The organism is Flavobacterium sp. RHBU_24 (assembly GCF_046613695.1).
In the GTDB taxonomy this organism is placed as follows: Bacteria; Bacteroidota; Bacteroidia; order Flavobacteriales; family Flavobacteriaceae; genus Flavobacterium.
The window spans coordinates 88,374-102,248 of record NZ_JBKJHD010000011.1; the positions used below are offsets into that span (position 1 = coordinate 88,374).

General features: G+C 42.3%; 21 protein-coding genes. 10 read left to right on the plus strand and 11 right to left on the minus strand.

Going from position 1 to position 13,875, the window contains the following annotated elements:
• The first annotated feature begins 85 nt into the window (after positions 1 to 85).
• The 5 genes from ACLI09_RS12085 to ACLI09_RS12105 all read left to right on the plus strand — a co-directional run bounded on the left by ACLI09_RS12085 (position 86) and on the right by ACLI09_RS12105 (position 2,599).
• Positions 86 to 655 carry a Crp/Fnr family transcriptional regulator gene (locus ACLI09_RS12085; RefSeq protein ID WP_411419884.1) on the plus strand — a complete coding sequence of 190 codons (570 nt, stop codon included), beginning with the start codon at positions 86 to 88 and terminating at the stop codon, positions 653 to 655.
• Between the two features lie 195 nt (positions 656 to 850).
• Positions 851 to 1,591 (plus strand): 3-oxoacyl-ACP reductase family protein, encoded by a 741-nt coding sequence (locus ACLI09_RS12090; RefSeq protein ID WP_411419885.1) that lies wholly within the window; start codon positions 851 to 853, stop codon positions 1,589 to 1,591.
• A 130-nt stretch (positions 1,592 to 1,721) separates the two neighbouring features.
• Positions 1,722 to 1,958 carry a hypothetical protein gene (locus ACLI09_RS12095; protein ID WP_411419886.1) on the plus strand — a complete coding sequence of 79 codons (237 nt, stop codon included), beginning with the start codon at positions 1,722 to 1,724 and terminating at the stop codon, positions 1,956 to 1,958.
• A gap of 89 nt (positions 1,959 to 2,047) precedes the next feature.
• On the plus strand, positions 2,048 to 2,251 hold the full coding sequence (locus ACLI09_RS12100; protein ID WP_411419887.1) for a hypothetical protein: 204 nt from the start codon (positions 2,048 to 2,050) through the stop codon (positions 2,249 to 2,251).
• Positions 2,252 to 2,353: 102 nt separating this feature from the next.
• Entirely contained in the window at positions 2,354 to 2,599 is a 246-nt protein-coding gene (locus ACLI09_RS12105) for a hypothetical protein (protein ID WP_411419888.1), read from the plus strand.
• A 62-nt stretch (positions 2,600 to 2,661) separates the two neighbouring features.
• On the opposite strand, the gene ACLI09_RS12110 is transcribed toward ACLI09_RS12105, so the two are convergent.
• The 5 genes from ACLI09_RS12110 to ACLI09_RS12130 form a co-directional block, all read right to left on the minus strand.
• Positions 2,662 to 3,366: a carboxypeptidase-like regulatory domain-containing protein gene (locus ACLI09_RS12110; protein ID WP_411419889.1), complete on the minus strand. Its 705-nt coding sequence runs from the start codon at positions 3,364 to 3,366 to the stop codon at positions 2,662 to 2,664.
• Positions 3,367 to 3,409: 43 nt separating this feature from the next.
• The gene (locus tag ACLI09_RS12115; RefSeq protein ID WP_411419890.1) at positions 3,410 to 4,258 is read right to left on the minus strand and encodes an alpha/beta hydrolase fold domain-containing protein; all 849 of its coding nucleotides are present in this window, start codon (positions 4,256 to 4,258) and stop codon (positions 3,410 to 3,412) included.
• Positions 4,259 to 4,331: 73 nt separating this feature from the next.
• Positions 4,332 to 5,093 (minus strand): NlpC/P60 family protein, encoded by a 762-nt coding sequence (locus tag ACLI09_RS12120; RefSeq protein ID WP_411419891.1) that lies wholly within the window; start codon positions 5,091 to 5,093, stop codon positions 4,332 to 4,334.
• A 143-nt stretch (positions 5,094 to 5,236) separates the two neighbouring features.
• Entirely contained in the window at positions 5,237 to 5,485 is a 249-nt protein-coding gene (locus tag ACLI09_RS12125; protein ID WP_411419892.1) for a four helix bundle protein, read from the minus strand.
• 80 nt (positions 5,486 to 5,565) lie between these two features.
• Positions 5,566 to 6,744: an acetyl-CoA C-acyltransferase gene (locus tag ACLI09_RS12130; RefSeq protein WP_411419893.1), complete on the minus strand. Its 1,179-nt coding sequence runs from the start codon at positions 6,742 to 6,744 to the stop codon at positions 5,566 to 5,568.
• A gap of 194 nt (positions 6,745 to 6,938) precedes the next feature.
• Between ACLI09_RS12130 and ACLI09_RS12135 the strand changes: the two genes are divergently transcribed.
• The 3 genes from ACLI09_RS12135 to ACLI09_RS12145 all read left to right on the plus strand — a co-directional run bounded on the left by ACLI09_RS12135 (position 6,939) and on the right by ACLI09_RS12145 (position 8,131).
• Positions 6,939 to 7,301, plus strand: a complete 363-nt coding sequence (locus tag ACLI09_RS12135; protein ID WP_411419894.1) for a hypothetical protein — start codon at positions 6,939 to 6,941, stop codon at positions 7,299 to 7,301.
• Positions 7,302 to 7,527: 226 nt separating this feature from the next.
• Positions 7,528 to 7,779, plus strand: coding sequence for a hypothetical protein (locus ACLI09_RS12140; RefSeq protein ID WP_411419895.1), 252 nt, complete (start codon positions 7,528 to 7,530; stop codon positions 7,777 to 7,779).
• A gap of 4 nt (positions 7,780 to 7,783) precedes the next feature.
• Positions 7,784 to 8,131 carry a hypothetical protein gene (locus ACLI09_RS12145; protein ID WP_411419896.1) on the plus strand — a complete coding sequence of 116 codons (348 nt, stop codon included), beginning with the start codon at positions 7,784 to 7,786 and terminating at the stop codon, positions 8,129 to 8,131.
• A gap of 78 nt (positions 8,132 to 8,209) precedes the next feature.
• Here ACLI09_RS12145 and ACLI09_RS12150 read toward each other — a convergent pair whose 3' ends face one another.
• Together ACLI09_RS12150 and ACLI09_RS12155 are read right to left on the minus strand one after the other, a co-directional pair.
• Positions 8,210 to 8,632 (minus strand): OsmC family protein, encoded by a 423-nt coding sequence (locus ACLI09_RS12150; protein ID WP_411419897.1) that lies wholly within the window; start codon positions 8,630 to 8,632, stop codon positions 8,210 to 8,212.
• Between the two features lie 130 nt (positions 8,633 to 8,762).
• On the minus strand, positions 8,763 to 9,791 hold the full coding sequence (locus ACLI09_RS12155; RefSeq protein WP_411419898.1) for an alpha/beta hydrolase: 1,029 nt from the start codon (positions 9,789 to 9,791) through the stop codon (positions 8,763 to 8,765).
• Positions 9,792 to 9,937: 146 nt separating this feature from the next.
• Between ACLI09_RS12155 and ACLI09_RS12160 the strand changes: the two genes are divergently transcribed.
• Entirely contained in the window at positions 9,938 to 10,918 is a 981-nt protein-coding gene (locus ACLI09_RS12160; RefSeq protein ID WP_411419899.1) for a hydrogen peroxide-inducible genes activator, read from the plus strand.
• A gap of 64 nt (positions 10,919 to 10,982) precedes the next feature.
• On the opposite strand, the gene ACLI09_RS12165 is transcribed toward ACLI09_RS12160, so the two are convergent.
• From ACLI09_RS12165 to rpsF, 4 genes are all read right to left on the minus strand, one after another.
• Positions 10,983 to 11,450 carry a DUF6495 family protein gene (locus ACLI09_RS12165; RefSeq protein WP_411419900.1) on the minus strand — a complete coding sequence of 156 codons (468 nt, stop codon included), beginning with the start codon at positions 11,448 to 11,450 and terminating at the stop codon, positions 10,983 to 10,985.
• Between the two features lie 408 nt (positions 11,451 to 11,858).
• Positions 11,859 to 12,320 (minus strand): 50S ribosomal protein L9, encoded by a 462-nt coding sequence (rplI, locus tag ACLI09_RS12170; RefSeq protein ID WP_411419901.1) that lies wholly within the window; start codon positions 12,318 to 12,320, stop codon positions 11,859 to 11,861.
• 15 nt (positions 12,321 to 12,335) lie between these two features.
• Positions 12,336 to 12,632, minus strand: a complete 297-nt coding sequence (rpsR, locus tag ACLI09_RS12175; protein ID WP_116787420.1) for a 30S ribosomal protein S18 — start codon at positions 12,630 to 12,632, stop codon at positions 12,336 to 12,338.
• Between the two features lie 2 nt (positions 12,633 to 12,634).
• A complete protein-coding gene (rpsF, locus tag ACLI09_RS12180; RefSeq protein ID WP_411419902.1) occupies positions 12,635 to 12,979 on the minus strand; it encodes a 30S ribosomal protein S6 in 345 nt (114 codons plus the stop codon).
• Positions 12,980 to 13,158: 179 nt separating this feature from the next.
• Here rpsF and ACLI09_RS12185 point away from each other — a divergent pair, with 179 nt between their 5' ends.
• Positions 13,159 to 13,857, plus strand: coding sequence for a LytR/AlgR family response regulator transcription factor (locus tag ACLI09_RS12185; RefSeq protein ID WP_411419903.1), 699 nt, complete (start codon positions 13,159 to 13,161; stop codon positions 13,855 to 13,857).
• The last annotated feature ends 18 nt before the right edge of the window (positions 13,858 to 13,875 follow it).

Here is a 13,875-nt window from a genome sequence, read left to right on the forward strand (position 1 = left end):
TGCGGGCATTGAACTAAGACAAGAAAATCATTTACCAGTTTTTTTAAAATTTTATATAGTTCAGGATTTTAATACCTTTATACCGATGGTAGAAAACCTTATAAAATACCTGCAGGATAAAATAGTTATTACCGATGCGGAAATAGCCATAATAAAAAGCGTATGCCGTGTAAAGAAATTGCGTAAGAGGCAGTACCTTTTGCAGGAAGGCGATATGTGGCGCTACAATGCGTTTGTATCATCTGGCCTGGTGCGTACGTATAGGGTAGACGACAAAGGGCAGGAGCACATTATACAGTTCTCACCGGAAGACTGGTGGTGCGGCGACCGTTACAGCTATGTATATGATGCCCCGGCACGCAGTAATATAGATGCGCTTGAAGATAGCGAAGTAGTATTGATATCTAAAGGCGATTTTGAAATGCTGTACCGCGCCGTACCTAACCTGAGTATTTTTATGCTTAACCTTGTAGAGCGCAGCTTTATAGCCTCACAAGATCGTATACATGCGGGCATAAGCCTTTCGGCAGAAGAAAAGTATATTGGCTTTGTAAAGACCTACCCATCAATATTAAGCCGTGTGCCCCAGCACATGATAGCCTCCTTTCTGGGCATTAGCCCTGAAACCCTTAGCCGCATCCGGGCCAGAAAATAGGCATAGTCTACTATCTTACGTTTTTCGGTCGAACAACCGAAAAATCTATGTATTAAAAAATCCCTTGACAAATATCAAGAGTTTTTTCTGCGTTTTATCAATGTTTTGAGGTGTGTTATGGGTGCAACTTTGTAACATCAAAACGGATTAATTGTTTTGGTAAAAAACAAAGTTTAATACATAACATATTTTATCATGAACACTTTAGTAAATAAAACTGCATTAGTAACCGGAGGCAGCCGCGGAATAGGCGCGGCAATTGTAAAACGCCTTGCGGCAGAAGGGGCAGATGTGGCCTTTACCTACGTTAGCGCAAAAGATGAAGCCGAAGCACTTGTAAAAGAAGTTGAATCAACAGGCAGAAAAGCGCTTGCCCTACAAGCCAATGCCGCCGATGCCGATGCCGTAAAAGGTGCGGTAGATGCCACCGCAGCGAAATTTGGCAAAATAGATATATTGGTAAACAACGCCGGCATAGGTATTATGGGCGCACTGGACCAGCTAACTCTTGACGATTTCGACAAAACATTCAACATTAATGTACGTGCGTTGTTTGTAGGCATAAAACAGGCAGTGAAATACATGGCAACCGGCGGACGCATTATAAACATTGGCAGCACTAACGCTACCCGAATGCCTTTTGAGGGTGGTGCAATTTATGCGGCCAGCAAAGCAGCGGTGCAGGGGCTTACCCTGGGCTTATCACGCGATTTTGGCCCACAGGGCATTACTATAAATAACCTGCAGCCTGGCCCTATTAATACCGATATGAACCCTGAAAACGGCCCGTTTGCTGATTTTTTAAGGACACAACTACCGGTAGGGCGCTATGCACAGCCCGATGAGGTGGCTGCCTTTACAGCTTTCCTGGCAGGGCCTGAAGCCGGGTATATTACCGGGGCAAGCCTTAATATAGATGGCGGATTTAAAGGCTGATTCTTTAAAACTTTCAGACACTGAACACAAAAGGCGGGATTTTCTGCCTTTTGTGTTTTCTTTAAGGGTAATTTGGTAAAACGCTAACACTACTGTGTAACTGTACGGCGTACCTTTAATAAAAAAAAGCATGAAAACAACAGTTACATTCATAGCTATAGCGATGGCGGCGCTCACGCTACAGGTTTCATGTATGGCCGGCCAATCCGGCACCGGTGAGGGCGAAGCAATTACTACCGGTGCGCCGGAAGGCATACGCACCTCAAGCGATATGAATATATCGCCGTCTAACATGACTACAAGCGAACCTGCGATACGCTATGCGGATACCACTAAAACACCTAAACCGGCGGTGAATGTGGAGTAATAATTTATGATTTTTTTAATAAAAACAGCGAGCATTATCTTACTATATAGATTTACATTTGAACAAAAACAAGTAAAACCAGTAAGTTTATGAAAAAAGTAATTTTAGCAGCAGTGCTGCTTGCAGGATTAAGCATTACATCATGCAAAACGACAACCGATACCGAAACAGTGGTAACGCCTATTGATGGTGATACGGTAGTAACAGATGTTGATACCGTGATGTCTACCGATACAATATCGGTAACAACAGATACGGTGCGATCAGTACAGACAGATTCGATTACAGAATAATGTAAAGCTGCTGAAAGGCAGCTTTTTTATGCTTTATTTAGTATAATGCTAAGGGTTTTTGGTAAACAAAACGTTAACTTTTAATACATTTTAAAACCGGTTATGAAAACACATTTTTTAAAAGCGATACTTTTTACCGGCTTGCTTATAGGCAGCCTGGGCTTTAGCTCTTGTAAGGGTAAAGAAACTGAAACAACTACGGAAGCCAGCGATACTATTCCTGAAGAAGGAATGTCATCAGTACCTGTAGCAGACACTGTTGTAAAAGATAACGACACTATAGTTGATATGGGAGATAATGGGGGCAATAGCGTAAAAGAAAACCCTGTAGGTACCCAGGTGCCTTAAGGAATGATTTAAATTTGGTTGATTATTATAAGGCAATCTGCAAATAGCAGGTTGCTTTTTTGTTAGCGGAATAAGTTGCCAATGCGGTAAAATATCCTGCCAAAAAATGTGCGCCTTACCGCAATTTCGCCTAAAATAACCTCAGATGTGGAGTAGATTATCAACGGCGTTGTAAAATCCCGTTGGTTAACAATAACTTTAAGGGGTTCATATCCTAAACAACTTATCTCCAATACATCGTGTTGATTAGCATCTACGTTAAATTTTCCGTCTAAATCGGTAATCACTGTCTGCGTGGTGCCCACCTTTACTATATTGGCACCCGGTATAGGCAGTTTGTTTTCATCTACAACCGTTCCGTTTATAATATTAACAGGTGTAGCCGCTACTTTACCTAATATTTCATAATCGTGATCCACTGGCTGCTGTTCTGTCTCCACCGGCGTTTGTGCATAACCTACCGCCGGACTTGCTGCCAGTAGCGCAACCGCTGCAATAGCCGCCGCGTGGTTTTTCCTGTAGTGAGGTATAATGAGTTCCCTGTCTGCCTGTGATGGTTTTATCCTTGCGCAAACATTGCTATCCTTTTTAAGGATACCGGCTATTTCCCTATCGCCCATACGGGTAAAGTCCATAACCTGCTTTTGGCAGGTAGTACAAAACCTTCCTTTTTCTACGGGTGTCATCGTTGCCCAGTTTTCATGGCAGGGTTTGGGTATAGATATTGTGAGGCTGTCATTTTTCATAAAATTATCCTTTATACTCATAAGGATAACTTTTTAGTGCAAAAGGTTGGGAGCCGCACAAAATTTACTCAAAGTGCGCCTCAAAAAATGATGTTATCCTGAGATATACATCTTCATAGGTAGCATCATCCCAGTCGCCATGGCCTCCGGTAGCATAAAAGTTGAATTCGTTAACCACGCCGGCTTCGTCAAGCGCAGCTTTAAGGCGTGGCCCCTGGGTAGCGGGTATTAGTGGGTCGGCACCTCCGTAAAATGATAGGGTAGGTGGCGACTGTGCTGTTATGTGTGCTATAGGGCTTACCGACTCTATCTGTTGCTGGGTGGGGGTAGTGGTGCCCAGTAAGTATTGCGCCGCAAAAGGATATAGCGGATTTGAAACATACTCGGGGTCAAAAAAATCAGCGGGGCCTACAATGTCGCAAATGGCTTTTACCTCGTGGGCGGTATCATATTCATAACCATATAGCATGGCCAGGTGCGCGCCCGCGCTGGCACCTATAAGTGCGTAGGTATTATCAATAACATAGTCGCTGTTTTTTAGAAAGGCAATAACCTTTTGCAGGTCTTCCATTTGCTTGGGGAAGGCAGCGCTTGTTTCGGTGGCCAGCCTGTAGTTGATGTTTACAATGGCATCATCTGGAAATTCCTGTTTAATTACGGGAATAAAATCGGCAAAATCTTCCTTGCTGCCTGCTATCCACGCGCCGCCATGTATCAATATAATAACCTTGGTATCAGCGGTGCGCCCAGCGGGAAGGTAAACGTCCATGGTTTGCCCAGGGTCGGTACCATACTGCACGTTAGCATATTCTGCGGCGGCTAAAGGGGCCTGCTGCTGGTTGTTATTATCATCTGACGAGCACGCGCTGAGCAGCCCGGCAAAAATAAACAGGAGTAAAAACTTCGTTTTCATATAGCTTTATAGTTTTTTTGGTTCCATAAGATACAAAAACCGTGCGAAAAAAAAGCGGGACTAATATCCCGCACTAAATTATCTTTTTTATCACCCTGAGTTTGTGGCTGTGGCGTTTGGTGTCTACATTATAAATGCCCAAATGGTCAAGCCGGTCTATGCGTACTTTGCCATGCGCGTGGATGATGTGGTTATCTTCCATCATGATGCCCACATGGATGATACGGCCTTCTTCGTTGTCAAAAAAGGCAAGGTCGCCGGGTTCACTTTCTTCTATAAAGCTAAGCGTTTCGCCCTGGGTGGCCTGTTGGCTGGCGTCGCGCAGCAGCTTATAACCGTTTAGCTTATATACCATCTGCACAAAGCCCGAACAATCAATGCCAAAGGGTGTTTTGCCGCCCCACAGGTAAGGCGCGTTGAGGTAAAGGTAAGCGGTATTTACAATATTTTGTTTAGAAGAGATTCCTGTAGCCTTAAGCCCGTCAAAAGCGAACTGTTCTATGTTAAGCAGCGGGTTATCAAGGTGGGTAACACTGGCGCCTATGGGTATGGTTAGCAGCTGGTTATTGGGGGAGGCCATATACTCTATAAGGTCGCCGTTCATAACCGGGGCAGCATCATTAAGAAGGTTATATTCATCCTCGCTTATGCTGCGGAACTGCTTGTTATCTATCCAGCCGTTGTAGCTGTCGTAGCCAAGCTCTATGCGGCTCCAGTTAAGGGTTTGTTCCAGTATTTTAAAATGTTCACCAAACAGCACCTGGGTTACCAGTTCGCTGCGGTCAGACGGTTCAAGCCTTAACGGTACAATGGCGAGGTTACAAATACCAAACATCCTTTTATTTTTTATTTTCTGTTTTTTATTGATTATTTGAGCTTAGCCCGACAATGGCTGTTTTTCTTGATGCTACAAATATAGCAGTTAATTCTGAGGCTTCCTTATGCAACGGCATACATAAATCAAAGGGGAGTAATTTTTCATCTATTGCAAATTCCACCCAAAAATGCCGACTCATCAACTTCTTCAATTACAATACTTAACTTTGAAATAAAGCTTTTTTTAGTTTGTGCGATGCAACTTGCCCTATAGTTTGCCCCTACAGAAGTTGAGCATCTGATAAGTTGGCCTTTAATATGGTTGCCTAAATATGTGTTTGGGAGTTGTAGCGATAGTTTAACACAATTGTGGGCGAAACTTTTAGTTCGCTGAAGAAAGACATTTTTCACTGGCTAATTGTTTGAAGACAAATTAAGCAAATTTGCATTAACAATTAGCCAATAAAAAATAGAAAATAATCAATAAAAAATTAACTGCGTTCTATAACAATAGCCGAAGCCCCGCCGCCGCCGTTGCATATAGCCGCGGCACCGGTTTTTGCATTGTTTTGTTCCAGTACGTTTATAAGTGTAACAATAATACGCGCCCCCGAAGCCCCAAGCGGATGCCCTAAGGAAACCGCGCCACCGTTAACGTTTACTTTTTCGGCATCAAGGCCCAGTATTTTACTGTTGGCAAGGCCTACTACGGCAAAGGCTTCGTTAAACTCAAAAAAGTCTACGTCGTCTTTACTGATGCCTGCTTTATCTAAGGCTTTTGGCAATGCCTTAGCAGGAGTAGTGGTAAACCATTTTGGCTCCTGCTCTGCATCGGCATAGCCTTTAATGTAGACAAGTGGTTTAAGGCCAAGTTCATTAGCTTTCTCCTCGCTCATTAATACAAGGGCAGCAGCACCATCATTTATGGTGGATGCATTGGCCGCCGTTACCGTACCGTCTTTAGTAAAAACGGCATTAAGCGACGGAATTTTATCCAGCTTTACATTAGTATATTCTTCGTCTTTGCTAATTATTATGGGTTCGCCACGGCGTTGCGGTACCGCTACAGGAACCACTTCATTATCAAATTTGCCGGCATCCCACGCGGCGGCTGAACGCTGGTACGATTTTATGGCAAAGTTATCCTGCTCTTCGCGGGTTATGTTATATTCGGTAGCGCAAAGGTCGGCACATACGCCCATGGCGTTATTGTCGTAGGCATCGGTAAGGCCGTCTTTTTGCAGGCCGTCTATCATAGTAGCAGGGCCAAATTTATAACCGTTCCTCATGTGCACATAATGCGGAATCTGGCTCATGCTCTCCATACCGCCTGCCACTACAATTTCGGCATCGCCACACTGTATGGCCTGTGCTGCCTGCATTACGGCTTTCATACCGCTGGCACATACCTTATTTATGGTTGTGGCAATTACGTTATCAGGAAGGCCGGCAAAGCGCGCTGCCTGGCGTGCGGGTGCCTGGCCTACACCGGCCTGCACCACATTTCCCATAAGCACTTCGTCTACCAGTTCAGGCTTAAGGTTTATTTTTTCGAGTGCGCCTTTAATGGCTGCGGCACCCAGCTGCGGTGCAGTAAGGGTAGAAAGCCCACCCATAAAACTGCCTATGGGCGTGCGCACGGCAGATACTATGACTACTTTTTTATTCATGGCAGAAATATCTATATATGTTGTTTGTATTGCGAATTTAATGAAATTTTATCCATAGAAAATATTTTATTAAAATATAATTATAAATATGCCCTAATTGATGAATATTGCTGAATTTTATTGTAAAACGTGTCTTTATTGCAGTATGCATGCTTTAATCAGTTAATATTGTAAATTATTTTACATTTAACCTTATGAATATTATTGCAGTTCTTATGGGAGTGGCTGGTGCCGTTTTTATTGTGAATAAAATATACAGCACGCCTGCTAAAGTTGTGTTTACTGAGAGTGATAATGAATTTACGGCTGTACTTACCGATACTAAGCCCGAGCTTATAAATGGGTTAGGCCTAACTATAGGCGAGCAGCTTGTACTTCAGGAAAGCGCAACGGCGGGGGATGTTATTGTAAAAGCGAAAGGGAGTTCTGAAGGCTTTACGAATATAGGTATAGTAAGAAATGCAGAATTTTATAAAAAAGTACAGCAAAAAAGGGCGCGGGCCAAAATTGAGGAGGTTTCAGGCGATACTATAACTATTGCTTACAGTTATTCGTAAATTTTTAGATGTAAGCCGGTTACGGTAGAAGTTGATATTTTTTTTAAATTGACACAACATATTTGTGGATATTCAATTAAAAATGTATTATTGCCGTTATTATCAACCAATTAATTTACATATGGCAAGTGAATACCGTTTAGCAATACGCGTTGGACTTTTTGTCCTTTTTTTTGTAATCCGGCAGGTTTATAAAAGCAGCAGCAAAGTGCCAAAGGAGTTTAGTATGAGTTCTACTCTTTCGGTCGACAATGCCCTTATTGAAAAATTACAGCTAAAGCCGGGCGAACTACTGTCTTTAGTAAACCGTCCTGAAACTTTTGAAGTATTGGTTAGCGCTAAAGGAATTTCTGACCGCTACGAACAGATAGGCGTTATAGAAGACCGCGAACTTTCTGAAAAAGTAAAAACCGGCAAGGCGCGTGGTACTGTAGAGTATATTGACGGTAATGATGTAAAAGTTACCCTTACCTACTAACCGTATGTGGGTTGTTATACTTTCGGTTATATCTATAGTGGCCTTTGCCATAGGCCAGATTGCCCGTACTAAAGTTGAAACAATACTGGTTAGCCAAACAATTACGGTAAGCGAAGCGTTGATTAAAAAGCTTGGGCTCTATCCCGGCCTGGCACTGCATCTAACCCGGTCTGAAGAAAATAATGTAATACTGGTTTGGGCTACAGATGCGGCAGGGGTGCATACACTGATAGGGCATTACACCAGCCCGGTAGAATATGATATATTGAGAAAGAAGGACATACGTGCGTTTGTATATTCTGTATACGGCGATGCTGTAGTTGTAGAAATAAAACTGAACGAAGCGCTGTAAATTATAAAAAAAAACAGGCTGTACTGCTTTCCGGTAGGAGAAGCGGTACAGCCTGTGTTTATTAGCAGCCGTTTAAAATTATCCTACAAGCGTAGCAGATAAGGTAATTTCGGCTGCTTTTAGCAGTTTAGATACCGGGCAAATTTCTTTTGCTTTAGTAGCAAGCTCCTGGAAATCCTGCTCACTAAGGCCGGGTACGTTAGCCTCAAGTTTCAGGTGAATTTTTGTAATGGTACCATCTTCAAAAGTTACCTGGGCCTCGGTGGTAAGGTCTTCTGGTGTAAAGCCTTTTTCTGAGATAAGGAAACTAAGCTGCATGGTATAACAGCCTGAGTGTGCCGCTGCTATAAGCTCTTCAGGGTTTGTGCCCACACCATCGGCAAAACGGGTTTTAAACGAAAGCTGCGCGTTATCAAGTGTAGTACTCTCAGTACTTACAGTACCCTTTCCTTCCATTCCTGTACCTTTCCAGTTGGTGTGTGCTTTTCTTGTAAATTTCATGATAAGAATTTTTTAAAGTGATTATTTATTTGTTATTGTCTTTTTTTAAAGATAGTGCTTAATTCGTAAATTTATTTAATCTGTAAGCTGAAACTTGTTAAGCCATTGTTATTTTTAGCGTTATGGCTGCTTAGTTCGCAAGTTTTTCTTTTAGCTCATCAACTGCCTGTTTTATAGCAGCGCGAGGTGCGGGCGTGTTGGTAATAGGGTTCAGCATCACAAAGTCATGTATGGTGCCTATGTAGCGGGTGGCAGTAACTTTTACACCTGCTGTATTCAGTTTTTTAGCATACGCTTCGCCTTCGTCGCGCAGCACATCGTTTTCGGCGGTTATAATAAGTGCCTCCGGCAGGCCTTTCAGTTGGTCAAAGTCCGCCCGCAGTGGCGATGCGGTTATTTGGTCACGGTCTGCCCTGTTTGGCGCATACTGGTTCCAAAACCACACCATGGCATTCAGTGTAAGGAAGTGCCCGTTAGCAAACTGCTGGTATGATGCGGTATTAAAATTAGAATCTGTAACGGGGTAAAACAATAACTGGAAGTCTATTTTAGGGCCTTTACGGTCTTTAGCCATAAGGGTTACGGCTATTGCCATGTTGCCACCTACACTGTCGCCACCCACGGCAAGTTTATCAGTATTGAGGTTCAGCTGCGCTCCGTTTTGCTTTATCCATTTGGTAGCTGCATAGGCTTCTTCGTTTGCCTGGGGGTAGCGCGCTTCGGGGGTGGGGGTGTAGTTTACAAACACAACGGCTACATTAGCGCCCACTGCCAGTTCCCTTGCCAGTCGGTCGTGGGTAAAGGCATTGCCCAGTATCCATCCGCCACCGTGAAAATACATTAATACGGGTAGTTTTTCCTTGCTGCCTTGTGGCCTTACAATCCGTATGGAAACGGTGCGCCCATCCTGTGTAATCGTGCGTTCCTGTATTTCGGCAGGTTGTTTTTTGTAATCGCCGGTTTGGGCGCTAATCAATACGTTGCGTGCATCCTGTATAGAAAGTTCATACAGTTGTGGGCCATTGCCACCGTGTACCGCCTTAAGGAACTCGAGGGTATTTTTTTCAATACTGTAGTTGCCGGCTAATGACGTGTCAGTTTGTGCTGTGGCTGTGTTTAATCCTAAAATCGCTAATGCCAGTGTTGCTAATTTTTTCATGGTATTAAATTTTTATACTTTTTACTTAATAAATTGTTCTTTTCGGTCAGGAGGTTTTTTCCTCATTTTGACAAGACAAATTTATTTCAAGGTGGTATATAAATCAAATTAATAATTTTTTATCTTTATAAAATAATTTTATAATCATGACCCTCCAGCAACTCCGTTTTATTGTAGCACTTGATGAACATCGCCATTTTGCAAGGGCTGCCGAAGCATGCATGGTTACCCAGCCCGGGCTTACCATACAGCTAAAAAATCTTGAAGAAGAGATAGGAATAAAGATTTTTGACCGCACAAAAGTGCCTTTAACGCCTACTTTGGCCGGCGCTGATATAATAGGACGGGCTAAAAAAGTGCTGCGGGAAGCCGATGCCATACGTGATTATGTGGTAAATAAAAAGAATGATCTTAAGGGTGCGGTTACACTTGGGGTCATCAGTACGCTGTCGCCCTATATAATACCATTGTTTATAAGTGCCATGCGACATGCCGCACCACACATGCATTTTACCATTAAAGAAATGGGCACCGGCTACTTAATGCACGCGCTTGAAACCGGTACTATTGATATTGCACTCATGGCCACGCCTACCGCCCATCCCGGGTTTAAGGAATACCCGGTGTTCCAGGAGCCGTTTGTGGCCTACCTCAACCCCGGACATCCTATGGAGGGTAACACCCACTACGAATTACAGCCTCAGGACATGCCCGAACTGCTGCTGCTGGAAAGTGAATATTGCTTTAATGCACAGCTGCTGGATATTTGCGGTTTAAAAAATGAGAAGCTTAAGGCGGAACAGTTTCAATATGATATTAATTCAATAGAAACGCTGAAAAACCTGGTTAGGGCAGGGTTGGGGTTTGCGCTGGTACCGCAGTTATCGGTGGCAAATGAGCCGGCATCTGCCATATACAAGCCATTTAAGGAGCCCGTTCCCATACGCGAGATAAGCCTTGTGGTGGCTGATACCTTTAACCGCAAATTATTACTCGAAAAAATGAGCGAAGCATTATGGAAATGCCTTCCTGAAGATATGAAACAGGATAAGCCTTATAAAAAAATACGCTGGAATGATTCGCCTTATTTTATTGAAAAGGTAAGTGAGGTGATGAAAGGAAAGTGATTTTTTTCATTTACTTATCAGTTCTGGCAAGCCCTCGCATCTCCTTCGTCGAAATGGAAGAGTGCTAAAACATATCTTCGAATTGTTTATACAGCACACCGTCGCTTAGTATGGCGCCCTGCTCTATAAGGCTAAAAATTTCGCCATTTCGGTCATCGCCAAAATCTTTTTTGCCGCGGCTCAGGTGCACCTCGCTGCTAAAAATATTTTCGTTAAGCCATTGCAGGCCACCTTCAGTTAAGAAGTCGGCGAGTGGGGTGTGGGCATGTATCACTATGCTTTCCATACTTTCCTTACCCAGCTTAAACAAAAATATGTGGTTTTTAGAGTAGTGCTCCAGCCATTCGGCCTTATCCATTACATTTTCCCAAATCAGGTCGCTAAACACGTCTATTTCCTGTTCGGCAACTTCCGGTTTCTCTGTTTTAAGTGTGTTCCACTCATTTTTATCTATTTGCTGCGATGCCAGGAAGCGGGCGAACTCTTCGTGCAGTTCTTTAAGCTGTTCTTTTGTAAGGCGGGTATATTTCATTATAAGTTGAAAAGTTTTAAAGTAGCAAAGTTACAACGTAGTATCGGGTATATAAAACAAAAAGTGCGTGCTGCGTACTTCGAAGGGCTATTTTCAGGATGTAATTAATCTAAATGCCATTAGCTGTGATTTATACCTCAGGTATTCCCAGAGCAAGCGCGGGGATACACAGGGTTCTTTAAATTTTAGATTGCGCTTACAGCGCGAGATTACAAAGTTGTATGGGTATTAGTATACATATCGCATTGTGATCTCACACCAAAGGTGTAAATCTTTTTTTCTCAAGAAACTCTGCGCTTGCTCTGTATGTCTCTGTGCTACAAAATATGTGTCTACAGATAGTTGTTTAGATGGAGGGAAATGAAAAAAGCCTCCGAAAGGAGGCTTTTTAACGTATGTTGTGCAAAATTAGTTAGCAGGAGCAGCAACAGGTTGCTCAGCTACAATTTCGTAAGGAAGGTCTACAATTACATCACGGTGTAACCTGATGCTTGCGTTATATTTACCGGTACGTTTAACAATACCACTGGTAATATATTTCCTGTCAATTTCCTGTCCGTTTGCCGCAAGTGCCTCAGCAATATCAGCATTAGTGATAGAACCAAAAAGTTTCTCCCCACCGGCTTTTACAATAAGTTTAATTTCAAGAGCTTTAAGTGCCTCAGCAGTTTGTTTTGCATCGTTTACTATTTTTTGCTCTTTAAAAGCCCTTTGTTTAAGGTTTTCAGCAAGTACTTTTTTTGCTGAAGGCGTTGCAACCTGTGCAAAACCCTGAGGGATAAGGAAGTTACGGCCGTATCCGGCTTTAACGGTAACTACATCATCTTTAAAACCTAAGTTTTGTACGTCTTGTTTAAGTATAAGTTCCATAATATTGCCTCCTTTTTATTTTAATAAATCAGCCACATATGGCATTAATGCTAAATGACGTGCCCTTTTAACGGCTACAGATACTTTTCTCTGGTATTTTAGTGAAGTACCGGTAAGGCGACGAGGAAGAAGTTTACCCTGCTCGTTTACAAATTTTAATAAGAAATCAGGATCTTTATAGTCTACATATTTGATACCTGATTTTTTGAAACGGCAATATTTTTTTTGCTTGTTTGTTTCGATGTTCAAAGGCGTAAGATATCTGATATCTCCGTCTTTTTTGCCTTTAGCAGATTGCTCTATTGTTGACATAATTAGTTTGCTGCTTTAGTTTTTAGTTTTTCCCTTCTTCTTTCTGCCCAAGATACAGCGTGTTTGTCAAGTGCTACGGTTAAGAAACGCATAACCCTCTCGTCGCGGCGGAACTCGGTTTCAAAACCCAGTAGGATTTCGCCGGGAGCTGTAAATTGGAAAAGCGTATAAAAGCCGCTTTTTTTGTGCTGGATCTCGTAAGCCATTTTTTTAAGGCCCCAGTCCTCTTTTGATACCATCTCGGCACCCCTTGAAGTAAGGTAATCTTCAAACTTACTTACTGTTTCCTTTACCTGTACTTCAGATAAAACGGGATTCAAGATGAAAACAGTTTCATAGTGATTCATAATACAATATATTTTGTTATAAAAGTGGGTGCAAATTTAGTTATTTTTATTTAATACACAATCCTAAAATTTTAATTTTTTACAAGTTTCATTAAACGTTTTTTTTGTTTATATTTGTGTGCATTCCAACAAAATTAGTCATATAATTACTAAACATTTTATAAAATATCTAATATCTGATGAAACTTAACTGTGTTGTTGTTGATGATAGCACAATACAAAGAATCACTCTTGCCAAGCTGGTAAACGAACACCCGAACCTTACCCTGGTGGGCGATTTTTCAAATGCTTCGGAAACACGGAACTGCATTTTGAACAAACAGGTTGAGCTCCTGTTCCTCGATATCGAAATGCCGGTACAAACCGGGTTTGACCTCCTTGATGGGCTTAAAGTACGCCCACAGATTATCTTTGTATCGTCTAAATCCGATTATGCCCTCAAAGCTTTTGACTATGCCGCCCTCGACTACCTGCACAAGCCGGTAACCAAAGACCGTTTTAATAAAGCGGTGCAAAAGGCGATTGACATGAAACAGATGCAGAAGGAAAATACGGAAGAGGAAGGCGAGTTTATCTTTGTAAAGAGCAACCTTAAAAATTTTAAAGTATACATTTCAAAAATCCGTTGGGTAGAGGCTTTTGGTGATTATATTAAAATAAATACAGAAGATGAAACCCATTTGGTACTCAGCACGATGAAGTCGTTTGAAGGGGAACTTCCGGCAGATAAGTTTATGCGGGTACACAAATCATACATTATCAACATAGACCGTGTAGAGCGGTTTAACAGTAAGTTTGCCGAGATAAGTGACACCAAGATACCACTGAGCCGCAACAAAAAAGAAGACCTTGTAAAGGTGCTTAACAGGCCACAGTAGGGGATTGAAAATTAGAAA